21 protein-coding genes and 1 riboswitch are annotated in these 21,673 nt (G+C 70.7%); of the genes, 13 read left to right on the top strand and 8 right to left on the bottom strand.

The annotated features are described in order from the left end of the window. The first annotated feature begins 190 nt into the window (after positions 1 to 190). From K8V84_RS20740 to K8V84_RS20730, 3 genes are all read left to right on the top strand, one after another. A complete protein-coding gene (locus tag K8V84_RS20740) occupies positions 191 to 1,267 on the top strand; it encodes a polyprenyl synthetase family protein (RefSeq protein ID WP_304077547.1) in 1,077 nt (358 codons plus the stop codon). A 388-nt stretch (positions 1,268 to 1,655) separates the two neighbouring features. Continuing rightward, positions 1,656 to 2,549 (top strand): SDR family oxidoreductase, encoded by an 894-nt coding sequence (locus K8V84_RS20735; protein WP_304077545.1) that lies wholly within the window; start codon positions 1,656 to 1,658, stop codon positions 2,547 to 2,549. A gap of 131 nt (positions 2,550 to 2,680) precedes the next feature. Next, entirely contained in the window at positions 2,681 to 3,655 is a 975-nt protein-coding gene (locus K8V84_RS20730; RefSeq protein WP_304077543.1) for a zinc-binding dehydrogenase, read from the top strand. A gap of 22 nt (positions 3,656 to 3,677) precedes the next feature. On the opposite strand, the gene thiE is transcribed toward K8V84_RS20730, so the two are convergent. Further along, entirely contained in the window at positions 3,678 to 4,340 is a 663-nt protein-coding gene (gene thiE / locus K8V84_RS20725; protein ID WP_304077540.1) for a thiamine phosphate synthase, read from the bottom strand. A 134-nt stretch (positions 4,341 to 4,474) separates the two neighbouring features. Further along, positions 4,475 to 4,834 (bottom strand): Rv2175c family DNA-binding protein, encoded by a 360-nt coding sequence (locus tag K8V84_RS20720; RefSeq protein WP_304077538.1) that lies wholly within the window; start codon positions 4,832 to 4,834, stop codon positions 4,475 to 4,477. A gap of 87 nt (positions 4,835 to 4,921) precedes the next feature. Next, positions 4,922 to 5,033: riboswitch (TPP riboswitch) on the top strand. On the opposite strand from K8V84_RS20720, the gene thiO reads away from it, so the two are divergent. The 7 genes from thiO to thiI all read left to right on the top strand — a co-directional run bounded on the left by thiO (position 5,029) and on the right by thiI (position 13,112). Then, complete coding sequence (thiO, locus tag K8V84_RS20715; RefSeq protein ID WP_304077536.1) at positions 5,029 to 6,231, top strand: glycine oxidase ThiO; 1,203 nt, start codon at positions 5,029 to 5,031, stop codon at positions 6,229 to 6,231. Its footprint overlaps the riboswitch before it by 5 nt. 26 nt (positions 6,232 to 6,257) lie before the next feature. Further along, positions 6,258 to 6,470 carry a sulfur carrier protein ThiS gene (gene thiS, locus K8V84_RS20710; protein ID WP_304077534.1) on the top strand — a complete coding sequence of 71 codons (213 nt, stop codon included), beginning with the start codon at positions 6,258 to 6,260 and terminating at the stop codon, positions 6,468 to 6,470. Positions 6,471 to 6,473: 3 nt separating this feature from the next. Beyond that, positions 6,474 to 7,271: a thiazole synthase gene (locus tag K8V84_RS20705; protein ID WP_304077531.1), complete on the top strand. Its 798-nt coding sequence runs from the start codon at positions 6,474 to 6,476 to the stop codon at positions 7,269 to 7,271. Between the two features lie 365 nt (positions 7,272 to 7,636). Then, positions 7,637 to 9,592, top strand: coding sequence for a Stk1 family PASTA domain-containing Ser/Thr kinase (gene pknB / locus K8V84_RS20700; protein WP_304077530.1), 1,956 nt, complete (start codon positions 7,637 to 7,639; stop codon positions 9,590 to 9,592). Positions 9,593 to 9,720: 128 nt separating this feature from the next. Beyond that, entirely contained in the window at positions 9,721 to 10,386 is a 666-nt protein-coding gene (locus tag K8V84_RS20695) for a response regulator transcription factor (protein WP_304077528.1), read from the top strand. Between the two features lie 187 nt (positions 10,387 to 10,573). After that, positions 10,574 to 11,599 carry a 6-phosphofructokinase gene (locus K8V84_RS20690; RefSeq protein ID WP_304077526.1) on the top strand — a complete coding sequence of 342 codons (1,026 nt, stop codon included), beginning with the start codon at positions 10,574 to 10,576 and terminating at the stop codon, positions 11,597 to 11,599. A gap of 220 nt (positions 11,600 to 11,819) precedes the next feature. Then, a complete protein-coding gene (gene thiI / locus K8V84_RS20685; protein WP_304077524.1) occupies positions 11,820 to 13,112 on the top strand; it encodes a tRNA uracil 4-sulfurtransferase ThiI in 1,293 nt (430 codons plus the stop codon). A gap of 83 nt (positions 13,113 to 13,195) precedes the next feature. Here thiI and aroF read toward each other — a convergent pair whose 3' ends face one another. Then, on the bottom strand, positions 13,196 to 14,242 hold the full coding sequence (gene aroF, locus K8V84_RS20680; protein WP_304077523.1) for a 3-deoxy-7-phosphoheptulonate synthase: 1,047 nt from the start codon (positions 14,240 to 14,242) through the stop codon (positions 13,196 to 13,198). A 371-nt stretch (positions 14,243 to 14,613) separates the two neighbouring features. Between aroF and K8V84_RS20675 the strand changes: the two genes are divergently transcribed. Further along, entirely contained in the window at positions 14,614 to 15,246 is a 633-nt protein-coding gene (locus K8V84_RS20675; protein ID WP_304077521.1) for a molybdopterin-dependent oxidoreductase, read from the top strand. 51 nt (positions 15,247 to 15,297) lie between these two features. After that, on the top strand, positions 15,298 to 15,843 hold the full coding sequence (locus K8V84_RS20670) for a hypothetical protein (RefSeq protein WP_304077518.1): 546 nt from the start codon (positions 15,298 to 15,300) through the stop codon (positions 15,841 to 15,843). 15 nt (positions 15,844 to 15,858) lie between these two features. Here K8V84_RS20670 and macS read toward each other — a convergent pair whose 3' ends face one another. Genes macS through K8V84_RS20655 form a run of 3 tightly spaced genes read right to left on the bottom strand, consistent with a single transcriptional unit; the run spans position 15,859 to position 18,698 of the window. Then, positions 15,859 to 17,004, bottom strand: coding sequence for a MacS family sensor histidine kinase (gene macS, locus K8V84_RS20665; RefSeq protein WP_304077566.1), 1,146 nt, complete (start codon positions 17,002 to 17,004; stop codon positions 15,859 to 15,861). Between the two features lie 3 nt (positions 17,005 to 17,007). Beyond that, the gene (locus K8V84_RS20660) at positions 17,008 to 17,904 is read right to left on the bottom strand and encodes a hypothetical protein (RefSeq protein ID WP_304077515.1); all 897 of its coding nucleotides are present in this window, start codon (positions 17,902 to 17,904) and stop codon (positions 17,008 to 17,010) included. Continuing rightward, positions 17,901 to 18,698, bottom strand: a complete 798-nt coding sequence (locus K8V84_RS20655; protein WP_304077512.1) for a carboxylesterase — start codon at positions 18,696 to 18,698, stop codon at positions 17,901 to 17,903. The genes K8V84_RS20660 and K8V84_RS20655 overlap by 4 nt, the downstream gene beginning before the upstream one ends. Positions 18,699 to 19,112: 414 nt before the next feature. On the opposite strand from K8V84_RS20655, the gene K8V84_RS20650 reads away from it, so the two are divergent. Next, positions 19,113 to 19,937 (top strand): 1-acyl-sn-glycerol-3-phosphate acyltransferase, encoded by an 825-nt coding sequence (locus tag K8V84_RS20650; RefSeq protein WP_304077510.1) that lies wholly within the window; start codon positions 19,113 to 19,115, stop codon positions 19,935 to 19,937. A 120-nt stretch (positions 19,938 to 20,057) separates the two neighbouring features. Here the strand turns inward: K8V84_RS20650 and K8V84_RS20645 are convergent, their stop codons facing one another. Together K8V84_RS20645 and K8V84_RS20640 are read right to left on the bottom strand one after the other, a co-directional pair. After that, on the bottom strand, positions 20,058 to 21,005 hold the full coding sequence (locus K8V84_RS20645; RefSeq protein ID WP_304077509.1) for an ROK family glucokinase: 948 nt from the start codon (positions 21,003 to 21,005) through the stop codon (positions 20,058 to 20,060). 129 nt (positions 21,006 to 21,134) lie between these two features. Beyond that, complete coding sequence (locus K8V84_RS20640) at positions 21,135 to 21,614, bottom strand: hypothetical protein (protein WP_304077507.1); 480 nt, start codon at positions 21,612 to 21,614, stop codon at positions 21,135 to 21,137. Positions 21,615 to 21,673 lie beyond the last annotated feature (59 nt).

The raw sequence follows: 21,673 nt of genomic DNA, 5'->3' as shown, positions 1-21,673 counted from the left end.
AGGGACAAGAATCCCTATTCTGATGGGTTTCTACCGACACCGACCGCGCTTCGGGCAGCACACCCGTGTCCCATCTTGTCCACATTGCGGACACCGAGAATTCCATCACGGGGAACCGCCTCGGCGAGGCCGCCCGGGACGCCGAACACCCGGGCCTTTACCCCTTCGGCCAGCGACTAACCTGCGGGGTATGGCCCCTTCCACTGCCTTTTCAGCCGTGTCCGTCATCCGTTCCGACGTGGACCGCGAACTGTCCGACTTCTGCGCCGAACACCGGGTCCGGCTGCTGGAGATCGGCCCCGAGCTGGCCCCCGCCATGGACTCCTTGGAGGCGATCGTCTCCGGCGGCAAGCGACTGCGCCCCACCTTCGCCTACTGGGGGTGGCGCGGCGCGGGAGGCGCCGAGGGCGACGCCAGGATGATCCGCGCGGCCTCGTCCCTGGAGCTCCTCCAGGCCTGCGCCCTCGTGCACGACGACGTGATCGACAACAGCGACACCCGACGCGGCGCCCCCGCCACCCACAAACGCATGGCCCGACTGCACGCCGACGAGGGCTGGAGCGGCGACAGCGACGGGTTCGGTCGTGGTGCCGCGATCCTCATCGGCGACCTGTGTCTGACCTGGTCCGACGAGATGTACCAGGCCTGCGGGTTCGTACCGCGGACACTGCAGGACGGACGCGGCCCCTTCGACGCGATGCGCACCGAGGTCATGGCCGGGCAGTACCTGGACACCTTGGAACAGGTGCGCGGCACCGCCACCCGTGAGGCCGCCCTTCGGGTGATGCGGTACAAGACCGCCGCGTACACGGTGGAGCGTCCGCTGCACCTGGGGGCCGCGTTGGCCGGTCGGGGCGACGAGCTCGCCGAGGTCTACACCGACTACGGCATCCCGTTGGGGATCGCCTTCCAGCTGCGCGACGACCTGTTGGGCGTGTTCGGTGACCCGAGCACCATGGGCAAGCCGGCCGGTGACGACCTGCGCGAGGGCAAGCGGACCCTGGTGGTGGCCGAGACCCTGGCGCGGTCCGGTGAGACCGACGCCGAGCGCTTCCGCTCGCTGTTGGGTGCCCCCGACCTGTCGACGGACTCGGTGGAGTGGATGTGCTCCCTGGTCGAGTCCAGCGGTGCCCTGGCCGCCTGTGAGTCTCTGGTCGAGGACTACTCCGAACAGGCACTCGCCGCTTTGGAGAGCCCGGAGCTGGACGAGGGCGCGCGTGGTCCGCTGCGCGAGTTGGTCGTGGCGGCCACCCGCCGCTCCCACTGATCCGTGACCCGCCAGAACCCCGAAGGACCGACGTCGGGGTTCGGGGTTTTCATACCCTTTTTCCAGTTGCGTACTACGCCCGATTCCGGCGTGAATCGGAGTTGCCGATAGATCCCTGAAGAGGAGCCCTCCCCCCATGGCCGAGGACGCCGCCCCACTCGGGCCGACCACCATGGTCGAACGGGCGCTCGCTCCGGACCTGGCCCGATCCGTGCTGTGCGCGCCGCTCCCGGCCGCCTGACCTACCGGCGCACCACCCGCGCGGTCGCCCCTGCCGCGGGTGGGAAGGAGGGGTCTTCCCAAGAGCACACCACCCGCCGGCCGATGAGCTCAAAAAGGGGCGTGCCGATGAGCGGCCGGCACGTCCCGATACTCCAGGATGGCTGTCATGGGTGACGATCACATGACAAACCACACCATAGGGGTGACCGGGGCCACGGGAGCGGTGGGCGGGCGCGTGGCCGCCCGGATCGCCCGGCTCGGGTCGACGCAGCGATTCATCGTGCGCGACATCAATCGCGCCCCGGAGTATCCGGGCAGCAGCGCGTCGATGGCCGCCTACGAGGACGGGGCCGGGTTCACGCGGGCCTGCCGAGGCGTGGACACCCTGTTCCTGGTCTCGGCCACCGAGTCCGAGGACCGGATGGAGGCCCACGTCAGCGCGGTGGACGCGGCGGTCGAGGCAGGGGTCTCCCGGATCGTGTACCTGTCGTTCCTCGGCGCCGGCCCCGCCTCGACCTTCACCTTCGCCCGGACCCACTTCTTCACCGAGGCGCACATCAGATCCACCGGTGTCTCCTACACGTTCCTGAGACCGAGCCTGTACCTGGACCTGCTGCCCTATTGGGTGGACGACGAGGGCGTGGTGCGCGGCCCGGCCGGTGACGGTCGGGTCGCGTGGGTGTCCAGGGACGACGTGGCCGACGTGGCCACCACCGTCCTGACCGATCCTGTGGTGATCGCCGCGTCGGAGGGGACCACCTACGACGTGACCGGCCCGGAGGCGTTGTCGGTGGGCGCCACGGTGGAGAAACTGGGGCGGCTCACCGGCCGCACCATCCGCTACGTGCCCGAGACCTGGGAGGAGGCCCTGGAGTCGCGCCGTCCCACCGGGGCCGCGGAATGGGAGATCGAGGGGTGGGCGTCGTCGTACGCGGCGATCGCGACCGGGGAGATGGACGTGGTGGCCGATACCGTGCCGGATCTGGCCGGGCACCCGGCACAGTCCATCGAGGGTTTTCTGCGACGTCATCCGAGCGCGTTGGCGCACGTCGAGGTCTGACCGCAGCGCCCTCTTCCCGACCACCGCCGTGCACCGTGCGCGGCGGTCTCGTCGTTCCCACCCCCAGGACTTGACCTCGACCTTAGTTGAGGTAAGAGGCTCGTCAGTACAGGCGACGGAGTGGAGGCGCGATGCGCGCGGTGCGAGCGGTCGAGTTCGGTGGCCCCGAGGTGCTGGTCCCAGAGAGGTTCCCCGACCCCGAACCCGGACCCGGTGAAGTGGCCGTGGCGGTGGAGGCCGCCAACGTGATCCACCTGGACACCCTGATCCGCGCGGGTGTGGCCGGGGACTCCTTTCCGGTCACTCCGCCGTACGTACCCGGCGGGAGCGTGGTGGGTCGGGTCCGCGACGTGGGCCCGGGATCCGACCCCGCCTGGGCGGGTGTCGCGGTGCTCGCGCGCACCGGGCACCAGGGCGGGTACGCCGAGCGGATCGTGGTCCCCGAGGACGCTCTGTTGCGGGTACCGGAGGGACTGGGCCACCACGAGGCCCTGGCCCTGCTCATCGACGGGGCCACGGCGATGCTCCTGGAACACGCCGCGCGGTTCCGACCGGACACCTGGGTGCTGGTACTGGCCGCCGCCGGTGGCGCCGGCGGCCTGATCGTGCAGCTCGCCCGTCTCGCCGGAGCGCGGGTGATCGGTGCGGCGTCGACCCCCGGGAAACGGGAGACGGCCCACTCCGTCGGAGCAACGGCGACCGTCGACTACACGACGCCCGACTGGCGAGAGCGTGTGCTGGGAATCACCGGCGGCGCCGGCGTGGACGTGGTGGTCGACGGGGCGGGCGGGACCCTGGGCGAGTCCTCCTTCGACCTGGTCGCCACCGGGGGCCGCTTCATCGGCTACGGGACGGCCGGAGGTTCCTTCGCCGAGGTGGACCGCGACGAGGCCGCCCGGCGCGGTGTCACCGTCCTGGACCTGATGGACCTCCAAGAGCAGGAAGGGTTGAGCCGGGTCGATCTGGCCCGGTTGGCCCTGGAGGAGGGACGGGAGGGGCGGCTCCGCCCGCACGTGGGAATGACCCTGCCCCTGGAACGGGCAGCCGAGGCCCACCGGGCGCTCGCCGAACGGCGTGTGGTCGGCAAGGTGTTCCTGGTGCCCTGAACCGATGCGTCGGTTCAGGTCCTCAGAGCCGCGCGGTGAGCCGTTCCTTGAGGGCGGCCGCCGCGGCGCGGGGGTCCTCGGCCTCGGTGATGGCGCGCACCACGACAACGCGCGAGGCGCCGGCGTCGAGCACCTGGTCGACGTTGGTCAGGTCGATCCCGCCGATGGCGAACCAGGGTCGTTCGCTCCCCAGCGCGGCGGCCCTTTCCACCAGGACCGGACCGGCCGCCGGGCGTCCCGGCTTGGTGGGGGTGGCCCAGGTCGGCCCGACGCAGAAGTAGTCGCTTCCGGGTTCCTCGGCGGAGGCCATGGCGGCCTCGATGTCGTTGTTGGAGCGTCCGATGACCGGGTCCGCGCCGATGATGTCCCTGGCCATGGGCACGGGCAGATCACGCTGCCCCAGGTGCAGGACGTCGGCGCGCACCGCGCGGGCGATGTCGGCGCGGTCGTTGACGGCGAGCAGTGCGCCGTGGCGCTCGCACGCCTCGCGCATGACCTCCAGCGCGGCGAGTTCGTCGCGGGCCTCCAGCCCCTTGTCCCGGAGTTGGACGACGTCCACCCCTCCGGCCAGGGCCGCGTCCGTGAACTCGGCGAGGTCACCGCGCTCGGTACGGGCGTCGGTGCACAGGTACAGAAGGGATGCGTCCAGGCGCTCGCGCAGGCTGGTTCCGTGGCTGGTCCTCACACCCGACACACTAGGCCCTGGTCCGTGGAGGCCCAAGGGCGCACCCCCCGGTGCGCCCCGTCCGGGCACGGCCGTGCCCGGACCTCTGTTTCGTGGGCGACGGGTGGACCCGGCGCCGAACGGTCACGGACCGCTCAGAAGGCCATGGCCTGGGCGCGGCGGCGCACCTCGGTGCCCCGGTTCTCGCGCATGGCCTGGATCGGGCTCCCCGGAAGGGTGTCGTCCGGCGTGAAGAGCCAGCGCAGGGCCTCCTCGGTGGAAAAACCCGCGTCGGAGAGCAGCACGATGGTGCCGGACAGTCCCTTGACGAGCTCGTCACCGTCCAGGAAGGCGGCGGGGATGGAGAGTTCTCCACCGCGGACCACACCCATGAGGCGGTTCTCGCGGATGAACGTCTTGATCCGGTTGGGGCTGACGCCCAGCGGCTGAGCCGCCTCACGCAGGGTCAGCCAGTCGCCGACCAGTTCGTCGATGTCGAGGTCTTTGTGTGTCACCCTCCCAATCTGCCACACCCCACCGGCCACCGAGGACCGTCCGAACCCGTGGAGAGTGACCTGTCCTAGGATGGCGGGGAGCGAACAGACATGTCCCGCGGGAGCCGGGTGGACCCGGCTGAGAGGGAGACCGAGCAGTCTCCGACCGCACGAACCTGATCCGGATCATGCCGGCGAAGGGAGGGGGGCGCGCCATGCGCGACTTCGAGGATCCCCGGTACGGAAGCGGTTGCGGCACCGATGGTGTGGTCGTCATCGGTGGCGGCGTCATCGGAAGGGTCATCGCCTGGAGGGCGGCCCGACACGGTCTGGACGTCACCCTGGTCGAACCCGACCCCGTCACCGAACCCGCAGACTCTCGTTCCTCCTCCACCGTCGCGGCGGGCATGCTCACACCCGCCACCGAGGCGGTCTTCGGTGAGGAGGAACTCATGGGGCTCGGCGTCCGCTCCGCGCGGATGTACGACTCCTTCGTCGCCGAGGTGGAGGCGGACTCCGACATGTCGGTGGCCCACCACCGCACCGGAACGCTCCTGGTCGCCTTCGACCGGGACGACCTGGCCGTCCTCGACGAACTGCACGACCTGCAACGACGTCTGGGCATCGCCACCGAGCGGCTGAACGGTCGTGAGTGCCGCCGGCTGGAACCCCACCTGGCCCCTTCGGTACGGGGCGGGGTACTGGCCCCCGAGGATCACTCCGTCGACCCCCGCCGTCTGCTGCCGGCCCTGGCCCGGGCCGCCGAACGCGCGGGAGCGCGCGAGGTGGCCGGGTCGGTGACCGAGGTCACCGACCCCGGTCCCGACGGCGCCCGGCTGGGCGTGCACCTGGCCGACGGCACCGTTCTCCCGGCCCACCAGGTCGTCCTCGCCGCGGGTTGTCCGAGCGCTCGGATCACCCTGCCCGCGCCGGTGCTGCCTCCGATCCGTCCGGTCAAGGGGCAGCTGTTGCGCGCCCGGGTCCGCCGGGGAGAGCCCCCTCTCGTGGAGCGGACCGTGCGCGGCCTGGTCCGCGGCTTCCCGGTCTACCTGGTGCCCCGCGCCGACGGCGAGATCATCGTGGGCGCCACCCAGGAGGAACTGGGATACGACACCGCCCTGACCGCGGGCGGGCTCTGGCAGGTGCTGCGAGACGCGCGCGAACTCGTCCCCGGGGTGACCGAGCTGGAGATCACCGAGACCTGCGTGGGACTGCGCCCCGGGTCCCCCGACAATCGACCCCTGCTGGGCCCCACCCGGGTTCCGGGCCTGCACCTGGCCGTGGGCCACTTCCGGCACGGGGTGCTGTTGGCCCCCGTGACCGGAGAGGTCATGGTCCAGGCGCTCGCCACCGGGACCCTGCCCGAGTACGCGCACGGGTTCGCCGCCGACCGGCCGCTGTCCGGTGGCGGCGCGTGAGACGAGCCGACGACGTGGGAGTGACTGTGGAACTGATCATCAACGGCGAGAGTCGCCAGAGCACGGCCACCACGGTCGAGGCGGTCGTACGCGACCTCACCTCGGCCGGCGACGGTGCGATCCCCGGCGGGATCGCGGTGGCGATCAACGACGAGGTGGTGCGGCGCACCGCGTGGGCCGACACGGCCCTGGCCCCGGGAGACCGCGTGGACGTCCTGACCGCCGTACAGGGAGGCTGAACCATGACCGACGCCCTCGACACCCGCCCCGACGTCGACACCGTCGAGGACCCCTTGATCATCGCCGGCGTCCCCTTCGGCTCCCGGCTCATCACCGGAACCGGCGGCGCGCCCTCCCTGGAGGTGTTGGAGGAGGCCCTGCTGGCCTCGGGGACGGAGCTGACCACCGTGGCCATGCGCCGGGTCGCCCCGGGCACTCAGGGCTCGGTGTGGGACGTTCTGTCCCGCAACGGCATCCGACCGCTGCCCAACACCGCGGGCTGTTTCACCGCGGTGGAGGCCGTGCGCACCGCCAGGCTGGGGCGCGAGGCCCTGGAGACCGACTGGGTGAAGCTGGAGGTCATCGCCGACGAGCACACGCTGCTCCCCGACCCGGTGGAGCTGTTGGAGGCCGCGGAGGCACTCGTGGACGACGGCTTCACGGTGCTGCCCTACACCAACGACGACCCGGTGCTGGCCCGGCGCCTGGAGCAGCTCGGCTGCGCCGCCGTCATGCCTCTGGCCGCGCCGATCGGCTCCGGCCTGGGCATCCGCAACCCGCACAACCTGGAGCTGATCGTCGAACAGGCCGAGGTGCCGGTCATCGTCGACGCCGGGATCGGTACCGCCAGCGACGCCGCCCTGGCCATGGAACTGGGGTGCGACGCGGTGTTGTTGGCCACTGCCGTGACGCGCGCCCAGGACCCGGTCCTGATGGCGCGGGCCATGCGCGACGCGGTCCGGGCCGGCCGGTGCGCCCGCCGTGCCGGACGCATCCCGATCCGGCGGCACGCCCTGGCCTCCAGCCCCGACGTGGTCTGAACGGAGCGCCACCCGACCTGCCCGACCTCGACCCGTGTCCGGGCAGGTCGGAGCGGTCGCATCGGCCTCCGGTCAAGGGCCGGCCGGTGCGGCGTCAAGCGAAGGTTTGGTGTCGTCCCCTACCGTGGATGGAATGTGTGTGCCGTGAGAGGGCACCGCACCCACCGAGACAGCCCAGGCGCGCGCACCCCCCGAGCGCACACGGAATGGCCCGTGTGTCGCATGGTGCGGGGCCGCCGCGACCATGAACCGCGGGGCAGAGCCGACTCCGGATTCCGCTATCGTGTCGGTTCGACATCTGGTGTCGGGTACGCGCCATCGGCCGCGATCTCCCGCGCTCCCCGCAGCAAGGACACAACTCCGCCGTGGACATGACGACTTCCGACCCGCTTGTAGGCGCGACGCTGGACCGTCGCTACTTCGTCGAGTCCAGGATCGCCGGTGGCGGTATGGCGACGGTCTACGTCGCCCACGACCTCAGGCTGGACCGCAGACTCGCCCTGAAGGTCATGCACCCGTCCCTGGCGCAGGACCCCTCCTTCGTCCAGCGATTCATCAACGAGGCGCACTCGGTCGCCAAGCTCTCGCACCCCAACGTGGTCCAGGTCTTCGACCAGGGCGAGGACCAGGGACACGTGTTCCTGGCCATGGAATACGTACCGGGACGTACGCTGCGCGACCTGCTCAAGGAACGCGGTCGGCTGACCCCCCGTCAGGCGCTGAACTTCATGGCCCCGGTGCTGGCCGCCCTGGGCGCCGCCCACCAGGCCGGCATGGTGCACCGTGACGTCAAGCCGGAGAACGTCCTCCTCACCGAGGACGGTCGGGTCAAGGTCGCCGACTTCGGTCTGGCCCGTGCGGTCGAGCAGTCCAACCAGGGACTGACCCGTACCGGCACCCTGATGGGCACCGCCGCCTACCTGGCGCCCGAACAGATCGAGAAGGGCGTCGCCGACGCCCGCAGCGACGTCTACGCCGCGGGCATCATGTTCTACGAACTGCTCACCGGTGGTCAGCCGCACACCGGCGAGACCCCCATCGCCATCGCCTACCAGCACGTCAACGAGGACGTGCCACGGCCCTCGCACTTCCTGCCGGGGCTCCCGCCCGATGTTGACGCCCTGGTCACCAAGGCCACCGAGCGCGATCCCAGGTACCGGCCCGGAAACGCCGGTCAGTATCTGGCCAAGGTGCTGGAGGTCCTGAGCACTCTGCCCGAGTCGCCCTCGGGCGCCCAGGAGCACATGGCCCCGGTCGCGCCCACCGGCGCGGCCGGCGTCACCATGACCGCGCCCCAGCTGATCGCGGGTGGCGCGGGCCCTGGCACCGAGAACGCCACCATGGTCGTCGACATGAACGCCGCCGACGCCTACGACGGCTACGGCCCGGACGACGAGGGCGGCTCCTGGTTCTCGCGCAACCGCCTGCTGGTGGTGGGGGCGGCCGCCATGGCGCTGCTCGTGGGTGTGGTCGGTTGGTGGTTCCTGCTGGGCCGCTACGAACCCGTCCCCGACGTGCTCGGCGCCACGCCCGAGGTCGCCCGGGACGAGATCCGCTCGGCCGGACTGATCTACGACCTGTCCGACAACCAGGTCTACAGCGACGTCGCCGTGGGCGAGGTGGGCGCCACCGATCCCGAGGTGGGCGAGCGTCTCTCCCCCGGCGACCCGGTGACCGTGTACGTCTCCAAGGGGCCGCAGGAGGTGGAGATGCCCGACATCGCCGGGCAGAACATCGCCGACGCCCTCAAGGACCTGGAGGACCTGGGCTTCGAGGCCGACCGGATCGAGCAGGAGGAGGTCGAGTCCCCCGACAACGATCCGGGTCAGGTCATCTCCAGCGAGCCCGAGGCGGGGGCGACCGCCGACCGTGAGAAGTCGGTGACGCTCACCGTCAGCAAGGGCATCCCCGTGCCGAGCCTGGCCGGCGAGGAACGCGCGGACGCCGAGTCCACCCTGGAGGAACTGGGCCTGACGGTCGAGATCGTCGAGGAGGACAGCGAGAGCGTCAAGGAGGGTCAGGTCATCGACCAGACCCCCGACACCGGCACCAACGTGGGTCCCGGGTCCACCGTCACCCTGACCGTGTCCACCGGCCCGCCCGACGTGGAGATCCCGGACGTGCTCGGCGAGAAGATCAAGGACGCCCGCGAGACCTTGGAGGACGCCGGTTTCAAGGTCAAGGTGGAGCGCATCCTGGGCGGCCGGATCATCGGCCACCAGTCGCACTCCGGCGAGGCCCCGGAAGGCACCGAGATCACGATCACGGCGACGCCCGGTGGTGTGGTCATCGACCCGGACGACGAGGACGACGACGACTGACCACCGAGGTGGGCCCACCATCACCGGGGAGGGGCGAAAGAGCGCGAGTGCTCTTGCCCCTCCCCTTGTTCGGCCCGTGGCGGCCGGCCCGCTGTGCCCAGGAGCCCACTGCCGCTACGCTCGGCGGCATGGACGGCGAGAACATCCGGGTACTGGTGGTGGACGACCACCCCTTGTGGCTCGACGCGGTCGCCCGAGACCTCGGCGAGGCGGGGATGACGGTCGTGGGCACCGCCGGCGACGGCGCCAAGGCGATGCGCATCGCGCCCGCGGCCCGTCCCACCTTGGCGGTGGTGGACCTGAACCTGCCCGACACCACCGGGGTGGAGCTCACCGCCGCCCTGGTCGCACTGCCCGAACCCCCGAGGGTGCTGGTGCTGTCCGCCAGCGGGGAGAGCGAGGACGTCCTGGCCGCGGTCAAGGCCGGCGCCACGGGCTATCTCGTGAAGTCGGCCGGGCGCGAGGAACTCCTGGACGCGGTGCGTCGTGTCCACGCCGGGGACGCGGTCTACACCCCCGGGCTGGCCGGTCTGGTCCTGGGCGAGTACCGCAGACTGTCGAGCGAACACGATCGTTCGCGGCAGGGGGCCGACGACATGCCGCGGCTCACGCCCCGCGAGACCGAGGTGCTGCGTCTGGTGGCCAAGGGACTGGCCTACAAGCAGATCGCGCGAAGGCTCACCATCTCCCACCGCACGGTGCAGAACCACGTGCAGAACACCCTGACCAAACTGCAGCTCCACAACCGCGTGGAGCTGGTGCGTTACGCCATCGACCAGGGGCTGGACGACTGAGCGCGGGTCGGTCGGTTCCCACCGGCCGGGCCGTCCGGCTCTTTCGGACACGGTCGGCCCCTGATGGGGTGTGGATTTCGGAAAGGCCATCGCCCTTCGGGGTTGGCCCGGACTCCCCGCTCCCACTATGGTCTAGACCATATGGCGCCGGGCGCCATGAACACATCCAACGTCGAGGAGAAGTCGAATGCGAGTCGGGGTCCTGACCGGTGGCGGAGACTGCCCTGGTCTGAACGCTGTCATCCGCGCCGTGGTCCGCAAGGGCATCAAGGACTACGGCTACGAGTTCATCGGCTTCCGGGACGGCTGGCGTGGGCCCCTGGAGGGCGACACCATGCCGCTGGACGTCAGCGCCGTGCGCGGCATCCTGCCTCGCGGCGGGACCATCCTGGGCTCCTCGCGCACCAACCTGATGAAGATCGAGGGCGGCGTCGAGCGCGTCAAGGACAACATGGCGGGGCTGGGCGTGGACGCCCTCATCGCCATCGGCGGCGAGGACACCCTCGGGGTGGCTCGTCAGCTGCACGACCGCGGGGTCAACGTCGTGGGCGTACCCAAGACCATCGACAACGACCTCAACGCCACGGACTACACGTTCGGGTTCGACACCGCCGTCAACATCGCCACGGAGGCGATCGACCGGCTGCACACCACCGCCGAGTCCCACCACCGCGCCCTGGTGGTGGAGGTCATGGGCCGTCACGCCGGGTGGATCGCCCTGCACTCGGGCATGGCGGCGGGCGCCAACGTCATCCTCATCCCCGAGCGGCCCTTCGACATCGACGAGGTCGTCAAGCACGTCCAGAGCCGCTTCGAGACGCAGTACGCCCCCATAATCGTGGTCGCCGAGGGTGCTCACCCCAAGGAGGGCCAGATGGAGCTCGCCACCGGGGAGAAGGACTCCTTCGGGCACGTGCGCCTGGGCGGCATCGGCCAGAACCTGGCCGAGGAGATCGAGAAGCGCACCGGCAAGGAGGCCCGTTCGGTGGTGCTGGGCCACATCCAGCGCGGCGGCACCCCCAGCGCCTTCGACCGGGTGCTCGCCACCCGCCTGGGCGTGAACGCCATCGATTCCGTGTACGACAAGGCCTTCGGCAAGATGGTGGGCCTGCAGGGCACCGACATCGTCCGAGTGGACCTGGCCGAGGCCACCGACACGCTCAAGACGGTTCCGGCCGAGCGTTACGAAGAGGCCGAGGTCTTCTTCGGCTGACCCCGAGCAGAGTCGGGGTGTTCGAACACCCCGTGCCGGACGGCCCCTTCCGCGCAGGGAGGGGCCGTTCGCGTGTCCGGCGACCGGTCCGGGAATGTACCGAGCGCTCCCTGGATTGTTCGATACTGGAAGGCAGCGGTGGGCACGCCCGGTCCCACCACCATCCACCCCTCCCGCCTCACCGGGCACCAAGGCATCATCTTTTCCGGAGGTAAGCATCATGTCCGCGTCGCTGGAGTCCGCGCCGCTCCCCGCAACCGAGGCCGGAGCCGACGCCGGGCTCGGCGAGCTCTGCGTGCTGATGAAGCTCGGAGAGATCGTCCTCAAGGGTTCCAACCGCAAGCTGTTCGAGCGCCGTCTGCACAACAACATCCGCAACTCCGTGCGCGACCTGGGCGACATCCGTCTCTCCCAGCGCGGCGCCGGGGTGATCATCGTGCGCAAGCCCGAGGCGTCGGACCTGGAGGTCGCCGAGATCGCCGACCGTATGGCCGACGTCATGGGTGTGGTGTGGGTGCACCTGGTGCGCCGGGTCCGCAAGGACCTCGACGCCATCGTGGACGTGTCCGTGCGCTCCATGGCCGACCGCCAGGGCACCTTCGCGGTGCGCGCCCGTCGCCGGGACAAGCGTTTCGAGATGAACTCCGGTGAGCTTGCCGGCTTCCTCGGTTCCAAGATCATCCAGGCGCACGGCTACAAGGTGAACCTCAAGCGTCCCGACAACACCCTGCACGTGGAGATCGACAAGGACGAGGCCTTCGTCTTCACCGACGGCATCCCCGGCCAGGGCGGTCTGCCCGCCGGGATGAGCGGTCGTGGCCTGGTGCTGATGTCGGGCGGTATCGACTCGCCCGTGGCCGCGCACCGGATGATCCGACGCGGGCTGAAGGTCGACTTCCTGCACTTCTCCGGGATGCCCTTCACCGGCCCCGAGTCGATCTACAAGGCCTACAGCCTGGTCCGGCAGATCGACCGCTACCAGGTGGGTTCGCGCCTGTTCGTGGTGCCCTTCGGCAAGGCCCAGCAGCAGCTGAAGAGCTCGGGCATCGAGCGCCTGCAGATCGTCGCCCAGCGACGGCTGATGCTCAAGACCGCCGAGGCCCTGGCCGACGACCTGGGCGCGGAGTGCCTGATCACCGGTGACGCCCTGGGGCAGGTCTCCAGCCAGACGATGACCAACCTGACCGCTCTGGACGACGCGGTGGACATGCCGATCCTGCGGCCGCTCATCGGAATGGACAAGACCGAGATCATGGACCAGGCCCGCAAGATCGGGACGCTGGCCATCTCGGAGCTGCCCGACGAGGACTGCTGCACGATGCTGACCCCGCGTCAGGTGGAGACCGCCGCCAAGATCGCCGACCTGCGCACGATCGAGAAGCGCATGGACGCCGAGGAGCTCGCCGAGTACCTGCTGACCACCGCGCAGATGCACAAGCCCAGTTTCCTGGGCGGGGCGACCCCCGAGAAGGGCGTCGTGCCGGCCGCGGCCACCGCCGTGCCCGCCCTCTGACGGACCGGACACGAAGGGAGCGGCGCCCTCGGGCACCGCTCCCTTTCCCGTATGCGCTCGGCTCGGGTTCTGCGAAACGCCGCCTACACGTCGGCGAGCTCGCGCGCCGGGGCCGGGGTGAGCGTGCGGCCGCTCAGGGTGGCCAGGGTGCCGGCGACGTCGCGCAGCACGCTCAGGTCCTCCTCCACCAGGGCCTGGGGGCCGTCGCAGAGGGCGGTCTCCGGGCTGGGGTGCACGTCCACGATGATGCCGTCGGCGCCGATGGCGATGGCCGCGCGGGACAGCGGCAGGACCAGGTCACGCTTGCCACCGGAGTGGGACGGGTCGACGATCACCGGCAGGTGGGTGAGGTTCTGCGCCACCGGGACCGCGCTGATGTCCAGGGTGTTGCGGGTGGCCTTCTCGAAGGTGCGGATGCCGCGCTCGCACAGCACGATGTCGAGGTTGCCGCGCTGGGCGATGTACTCGGCGGCCATCAGCCATTCCTCGATGGTGGCGCTCATGCCGCGCTTGAGCAGGACGGGCTTGCCGGCGTCCCCGGCGGCCTGTAGGAGCGCGAAGTTCTGCATGTTGCGGGTGCCGATCTGGAGCATGTCCGCGTAGGAGGCGACCAGGTCGACGTCGGCGGCGTCCACGACCTCGGTGACGATCGGCATGCCGGTCTCCTCGCGCACGTCGGAGAGGATCCTCAGGCCCTGCTCACCGAGCCCCTGGAAGGCGTACGGGGAGGTGCGGGGCTTGTAGGCGCCGCCGCGCAGAAGGGCGGCACCGGCGGCCTTGGCCATGTGGGCCGCGGCGAGGGTCTGCTCGGGCGTCTCGACCGCGCAGGGACCGGCGATGACGGTCATGTTCTCGCCGCCGATCGGCACGCCCCGCACACCGACGACGGTGCGGCTGTCGTGGTTCTCGCGGCTGACCAGCTTGTAGGGGGCGGAGATGCGCAGCACGTCGCCGACCCCGGGCTTGGCGCGCAGGCCCAGGTCCTGGAAGCGCTCGACGTCGCCGACCAGACCGATGATGGTCCTGCTGACACCGCGGGTCACGTACGCCTCACCCCCGGCGGAGGTGACCAGCTCGACGAGTGCGTCGATGTTGTCGGCGGTGGCGTCCGGTGCCATAACGATGACCATGTGGGTTGTCCCTGTTCGTCGGTTGGGCGGCAGTGCCGCTGAGTCGTCTCGCCTGGCCGGTCCGGTCCGGTGAACGCAAAGGAGCCCCGGGCCTTTTCCGGCCCGGGGCTCCTGGGAGTCGTCTGTGTCAGCGCAGGGCTTTACAGGCGACCGGGGAGATGGGCCGGTAGCCATAAAAGCGCCAAAAGTTCCGCTGCATGGCTGCGACTATAGCGCACGACCGTGGTGGCCGCGCACGCCCGGGGGGAGTGATCTGGCTCTCGTCGGCGCCTGACAGGATGACAGACGCCGCGGGTCCCGCGTCGGTGTGGGAGCGCGTACGGTCCGTCGGTGGACGCCGGCGGGCGAGCGAGCCTTGCAGGGGGAACCGAGTGTCCGAGGGGTCGGAGGCCGACAGTACGGGGGTCGACCGGGACGGGTTGCCGCCGGGACAGGCGGTGCGTCACGAGCACAAGCCGCTGCACTACGGACGGGTCCCCTCCTTCCGTCCGGGGCGCTGGGACTTTCGGGTGTTCGGTGCCACCGAGTCGCTGGGCACCTATCGGTGGGACTGGGGCGAGTTCTCCGCGCTGCCCCGCGTTCGGGAGGTGCGCCACTTCCACTGCGTGATGCGGTTCACCGTCCCGAACGTGCACTGGGGCGGGGTGCGCACCACCGACCTGGTGCGGCTGGCGCCGCCCGCCCCCGAGGCCACCCACGTGATGGCCTGGGGCGAGTACGGCTACAGCGCCAACATGCGCATGGACGACTTCCTGGCCGACGGGGTTTTGCTGACCACCCACCGCGACGGGGCCCCGCTCGCCCCCGAGCACGGCTTCCCCCTGCGCCTGGTGGTACCGCACCTGTACGGGTGGAAGAGCGTGAAGTGGCTTCGTTCGGTGGAGTACATGGTGGGCGACCGCCGTGGGTTCTGGGAGGAGCGCGGCTACCACAACCGGGCCGACCCCTGGGGTGAGGAACGCTTCTCCCATCAGGAGGAACCCGGGGACGGCCCTGCCCTGTGAACCGGCCCGTCGTGCCCGCCGTCCGTCGGCACCGAGGCCTACCGTGACCGTATGACCACACGAGCACAGCTGCGCAAGACGGCCCTGTCATTTCCGCAGGCCTCCGAGGAGCGTTCCAGGCCGAAGGAGAGCGCCTTCCTCGTGGCCGGTGAAAGGTTCGCCCGGGTGGATCCCAAGGGCCGGGCGTGTCTGCGTCTGCCCACCGCCCGGGCCCGGGATCTGAGTGCCGAACACCCGACGGCGGTCATCGTCGGCGAGGGCTCCGACGTCGAGGTGTCGGTGCCCCTCGCCGACGTCAACGGCCGGCGGCTCAACCACTGGGTGCGTCTGGCCTGGGCGGCCCACGCCCCGCCGGAACCCGTCCGATGGCTCTCGGCCGCCGACACCGCGGTTCCGGGCGAGGTCGGCGACCTCCCCAAGGAGATCGGCGGCCCGGCCACACGGGCCTTGGTCGCCAACGGCGTCACCACGCTCGCCCAGGTGGCCGCGTCGTCCCAGGCGGAGCTGTCGGCGATGCACGGGGTGGGCCCCAAGGCCGTGCGCGTGCTGGAGGACGCCCTGGCTCGGGCGGGTCTGTCGTTCGCCGACCCGGGGTGAGCCTCGGCTCCGGGCTCACACGTCCGGTCGGGGCACGCGCATCTCGAACTCGGTGCCCTCCCCCGGATCACTGTGGATCTCGGTGCTCCCGCCCAGGTCTCGCACGCGTCCGAGGATGGACTGGTCGACCCCCAGACGGCCCTCTGCGCGCGCCCGCTCCAACCGGTTCGGTGGGATGCCGGGGCCATCGTCGCGCACGGTCACCACGACCGCGTCGGGTTCGTCCTCCACCAGAACCCAGGCCCGGGTCCCCTCCGGACAGTGCCGTTCGACGTTGTCCAGGGCGGCGGCGACCGCCGCGGTCAGCTCACGGGCGGCGCGATCGGGCAGTTCGACGCGGGTGGCGGGCGCGGCGACGGTGACCCGTACCGTCTCCAGTGGACGCAGCAGGTCGCGCAGGTCCAAGGGGCCCGCCGATCCGGCGGCGGTGTTCGGGACCGCCACCGTGGCGCCCAGGCCGTCCGCGACCAGGGATCGGAGCCGGACCTCCTGCTCGCCGGCCATCCGTCCCAGTTCCGCGGCCTCTCCCCCGATCTCGTCACCACGCCGCCGCACCAGGGCCAGCACCTGAAGGACCGAGTCGTGAATGGAACGGGCGAGTTGCTCCCGCTCCCGGATGCGCGCCTCCAGGGTGACGGCCTGGGCGAAGCGCTCCTCGGCCTGTTCGGCCACCCGTGCCATGTAGCCCACGGCCAGGCCGGTCAGCAACAGCAGGACCACGCCCCGGGCGGTGGCCCCGGTGATGGCGGCCTCCATGATCACGCGCAGGGTGAGGTCGGCGATCCCATAGGCGATGGCGACCGTGGCGGCGCCTCGACGGCCCCAGATGACACTCGCGGCCAGGGCGGCCCCGGCGAACCAGTAGGCGCTCAGCGGCGGGGCCTGGGTGAGGTAGAAGGGGGACGCGGCCAAGGCGGTGGCGAACAGGCAGCCGAACGAGACCAGCAGGTCGGCGCACAGGAACCGGGAGGTGCGGCGGGAGGGGACGGCGTAGACCTGGTGGGCGACCACCGTCCAGACCGCCATCACCACCAGGGTGAGCCAGGCGACCCAGGTACGCTCCAGGTACTCGTGGTGCTGAGCGACCAGGACCAGCGCGTGGACCAGGGTGATGGCCCGGTAGAGGGCGAAGGTGCGCCAGAGGGGGACATCGAAGCCCAGGGCTCAGACCACCGCCCCGTCGTCGGGACCGTTGTCGCCCGGAGAGCGGGAGTCGGTCATGCGCAGGATCAACACCACGAAACTGCCCAGGAACACCAGGACGCCCAGCAGCATCGACCAATCGGGCAGGGAAACGCCCAGGAAGGCGGTGCCGAACAGCAGCACCGGTACGCCCAGGAGACCGAACCACGCGGCGATTCCGACCCGGTCCCCCTGGATCAGCGGGGAGGGCGGCGGGGGTTCGTAGTGACCCTCGCGCTCGGCCTCCGCCCGGCGCCGATCCTCCTCGCGGGCCTCATCGTCGTCGTCCTCGGTGTCGCGGGGCAGGCCGGCGAGGATGTCGCCGAGTTCGTTGTCGCGCCCGTCGGGCGGGTCGAGGTTCTCCGCGTCCGGCCAGGCGATCCGACCTCGCTGTTCACCGGTGGATTCGTCCTCGTCGTAGAAGCGGGCGACCAGGTCGTTCCAGATCGCGTCCTCGTCGTCGGCGTCTCGGGTCTCGTCGGCCAGGTCGGTCGCGGGACCGTCCAGGAGGTCGCCGCCGATCGGGGGTTCGAGGCCCTCCTTGGCGACCGGGGTCTCCGGGCCGGGCTTCTCCTCCCCGTCCGCACGGGGGTCGGAGCGCGGGGCGAGCAGGTCGGGGCCGGTCAGGTCGGGCAGCTCGGAGCCCAGTACCTGTTCGGCGGCGCCGCGTTCCTCGGCGTCGACGTACAGGTGGTCGGTGGGCGGGTCCTCGACCTGACCACCGGTGGGCTCCAGGACGTCCTCCTCCAGGGGGACCGCGTAGGCCGCGATGCCACTGCGCCGGAGCGCCTCCAGCATGAGGTCGGCGTGGGACGGCGCGAGGAGGATCAAAGGGACGTAGGCGTCGGCGAGCAGGCCGTTGCCCCGACGTTGCGTCATCGGTCGGCTCCTTCCCCGCTTCTGCTGAGCTCTCGCACGAAGGCGAGGCTGCCCTCGAAGATGGTGGCGGCGTCGTGGTCGAGGGTCGCCACGTGGTAGCTGTCGTGGAGCAGGTGGATCGTCAGCCGGGTGTTGACCGCTCTCCTGGCGAGGATACGCAGACTCTCCGGCCCCACCACGTGGTCCTGTGCGCTGCGGTAGGCCAGGATCGGCGCGCGCAAACCGGACATGCCCTCCTGAACAGCGCGCCACAGCTTCGGGAGTGTCGCGGCGGCCGCGGTGGGGACCCGGTCGTACCCGCCCTCACCGGCGACTTCGAGGGCGACGTCGCTGCCGACCCCGGGTGTGGACGGCAGGAGGCGGGCGGCGAGGTGACGTACGGGGGCGATGAACGGGAGCCGCCGGTCCTCCACCGTCAGGGACGGGTTGACCAGGACGACACCCTCCACCAAGTCGGGGTTCTCCTGGGCCAGACGCAGACTGAGGGCGCCACCCATGGACAGCCCCATGACGTACACCTCGTCGCAGCGCGAGGAGAGATCGAGCAGGGCCGCCTCCACGGCGGCGTACCAGTCGTCGCTTCCGGTCGTGGCCATGTCCTGCCAGGTGGTGCCATGGCCGGGCAGGCGGGGCAGTTCGACGGTGAGGCCGGCTTCGGCCAGGTACTCGGCCCAGGGGCGCATCGAGTAGGGCGATCCGGTGAACCCGTGGCAGAGCAGCACACCAGTGCGGGACCCGACGTGACTGAAGGGGTCCGCCCCCGGGATGAGGGGATGGGTGCTGGTCGGTCTCACTGGGCGTCTCCCGGGGATCGTGCGGCGGGGGATCGGGATGGTGGACTCCCCAGCCGCGAGGCTAGTCGCTCGGACGAGCGTTTGTCATCGAGTGCACGGTAACGTTCCCTTGCCCGAACCACGCGTGGGCCGGGCGTGTTCCCGGGCCCGCGTGTTCCCGCGGCCCGGGTCGGCCCCCGACCGATCCCGACCGGTGAGTATCCTCGACTGTGCCCCGCGGTGCGGCCCCTCCCCACGACGGACACCGGCGTCCGGTTCCGGACACGTTGGTGATCATCCGTGCGTGGTGGGAGGATGACGCGAGTCAACCTCCCCCGTCGCCGTGTGGGGGCGTTCGTTGTCGGCCGAGCGGGACAGTGAGACGTGGCAGACCCTGCCCAGTGCTCCCCGCGTGTGCAGGGGTGATCTGAAGCGATGTTCTACTGGGTGGTCAAGGCGATCCTGGGGCCGGTTCTGGCCGTGTTGTGGCAGCCCCGCGCCGAGGGCGTGGAGAACGTGCCGAGGCGGGGTCCGGCCATCATGGTCAGCAACCACCTGTCGTTCTCCGACCACTTCTTCGGGCCCCTGCCCCTGCCCCGCAAGATCACCTTCCTCGCCAAGGCCGAGTACTTCACCGGCACCGGTGTGAAGGGGTTCGTCAGCAGGGCGTTCTTCACCGGCGTGGGTCAGATCCCGATCGACCGGTCCGGCGGCAAGGCCAGCGAGGCGGCGCTGCGCACCGGTCTGCGCGTGCTCAAGCGCGGCGACCTGCTCGGCATCTACCCCGAGGGCACCCGTTCCCCCGACGGCAAGCTCTACCGCGGCCGCACCGGTGTGGCCCGGCTGGCGCTGGAGGCCAAGGCCCCGGTCGTACCGATGGCCATGATCAACCTGGAGAAGATCATGCCTCCCGGCCGGACCATCCCCAAGCTGGGTGTGCGTCCCAAGGTCGTGTTCGGTAAGCCGCTCGACTTCTCCCGCTACTACGGGATGGAGAAGGACCAACGGGTCCTGCGCGCGATCACCGACGAGATCATGTACGCGCTGATGGAGCTGTCCGGCCAGGAGTACGTGGACCGCTACGCCCAGTCGGTCAAGACCGAGCTGGAGGCGGAGGCCAAGGAGGCCCGGCGCGAGGAGAACGCCGACGCCAAGGACCGTCGACGGTCCCGGCGCGCGGACCGCAAGGCCGAACGCAAGGCCCGCCGGGAGGCCAAGAAGGCGGAGAAGAAGGCGGAGGGCGGGACCGAGGACGCCTGAGGCTCGGAAGCAACGCGCGAGGGGGCCGGTACCGAAGGAGATCGATTCCTTCGGTACCGGCCCCCTGCACGTGTGTCCGGCGTCCGACACCGTGCCGGCCGGTCGGGGCGCGCGGACCGGTCAGTGACGGGCCAGGTCGCCGGCGCCGACGATGCCCGCGGCACCGCCGAGTTCGGCCACCCGGACCTCGGCCAGGCGACGCCCCGGCCGCCCGGAGACGTGTCGGGCGAAGGACGCCCGGACCGGGTCGAGGATGATGTCACCCGCGTCGGAGACGCCTCCACCGAGGACGAAGCACTCGGGGTCGAGGATCGCGGCGAGGTCGGCCAGACCCAGTCCGGCCCACTCCCCCACGATCCGGAAGCACTCCAGGGCGGCGGCGTCGCCCTCCAACGCGGCCTGGGTGATGCACTCACCGCCGATGCCGTCCACGGCCCCGCCCGCGATCTCCAGCATGCGCCCGGCGTGTTCGGGGTCGGTACGGGCCAGGTCCTGCCCCTCGGCGACCAGTGCGCGGCCGCTGGCGTACTGCTCCCAGCAACCGTGGTTGCCACAGGCGCAGCGACGTCCATGCGGCACCATCCGGTAGTGGCCCACCTCCGCGGCCACGCCGAAGCGCCCACGGTGCAGTTCACCACCGAGGACGAGGCCGCCCCCGATCCCCGTGCCCAGGGTGACGCAGACGACGTGGTCGCTGTCGCGGCCCGCGCCGAAGCGGAACTCGGCCCACGCGGCGGCGTTGGCGTCGTTCTCGATGACCACGGGCAGTTCGACCCGTTGTTGGACGCGTTCCTTGAGGGGTTCGTCGCGCAGCCCCAGGTTGACGGCGACCTGGACGGTGGAGCGGTCCTCGTCGACGAAGCCCGCCACGCCCACTCCGACCGCCTCGATGGGCGTGTCCGGGGCGCGGCCGCGCAGCTCCTCCACCGCCTTGGCGACGGTGTCGGCGAGCTGGCCGGGGTCGTTGGCGGGGGTCGGGTACTTGACCTTGTCCAGGATCTGCCCGTCGTGGTCGACGACACCGGCGGCGACCTTGGTTCCACCGATGTCTACGCCGATGGTCGGCATGGGGGCGGCTCCTTCACACTTTCGCCCAAAACCTGACATAAGTAGCGGGCTTGATGTAATCAGGTTTTCAAATGGTGCAAACCCCTCGATTAAACCAGGCTCCGCACGCCGCGAACACCCCGGTGACGGCTACTCCTCACCTCGACTCATGCTCTCCTCCACGACGGAGGGATCCTCGGTCGAGGACTCTCGGCGCATCCGCTCGTCGCGCACACGGTCGGCGCGCTCGCGTTCCTCTCTCTCGGCACGGGCCCGTTCGGCCTCCGCGCGCCCCTGTTCCAGGCCTCGCTCGACCACACCCCAGGTCCGCCCCAGGGCGTCGGCCAGGGACAACCCGGCACGCCCGAGGTGACCGGCGACCTCCGGGGCGCTCTTGCGAACGATGTCGGTGAGTTCCTCCAGTGGAGGACGTTCCTGCGCGCTCTCCATCCGGATGGCCTCCTCCCACACGTCGCCCTTCGGCTGTGGGTTGGTGACCGCGTTCACGCCGCGCCGCACACCCGCCGCGAGCAGCTTGCGCTGGAGTGTGTCGACCAGCCGCAAGGCGTCGTCGATGAGGTCGGGGCCATCGTTGCGGGAGTCGTTCCGCCCGCCGTTGTTCTCGGTCATCAGGTTGTCGGGCGTGGAGCCCCCGCCCTTCAGAACGGGGAGCGAACACCCTTCTCCTC

The sequence above is a fragment of the Nocardiopsis listeri genome (assembly GCF_020741345.1).
Taxonomy (GTDB): Bacteria; Actinomycetota; Actinomycetes; order Streptosporangiales; family Streptosporangiaceae; genus Nocardiopsis; species Nocardiopsis listeri_A.
This window is presented reverse-complemented; position numbering and strand designations above follow the sequence as displayed.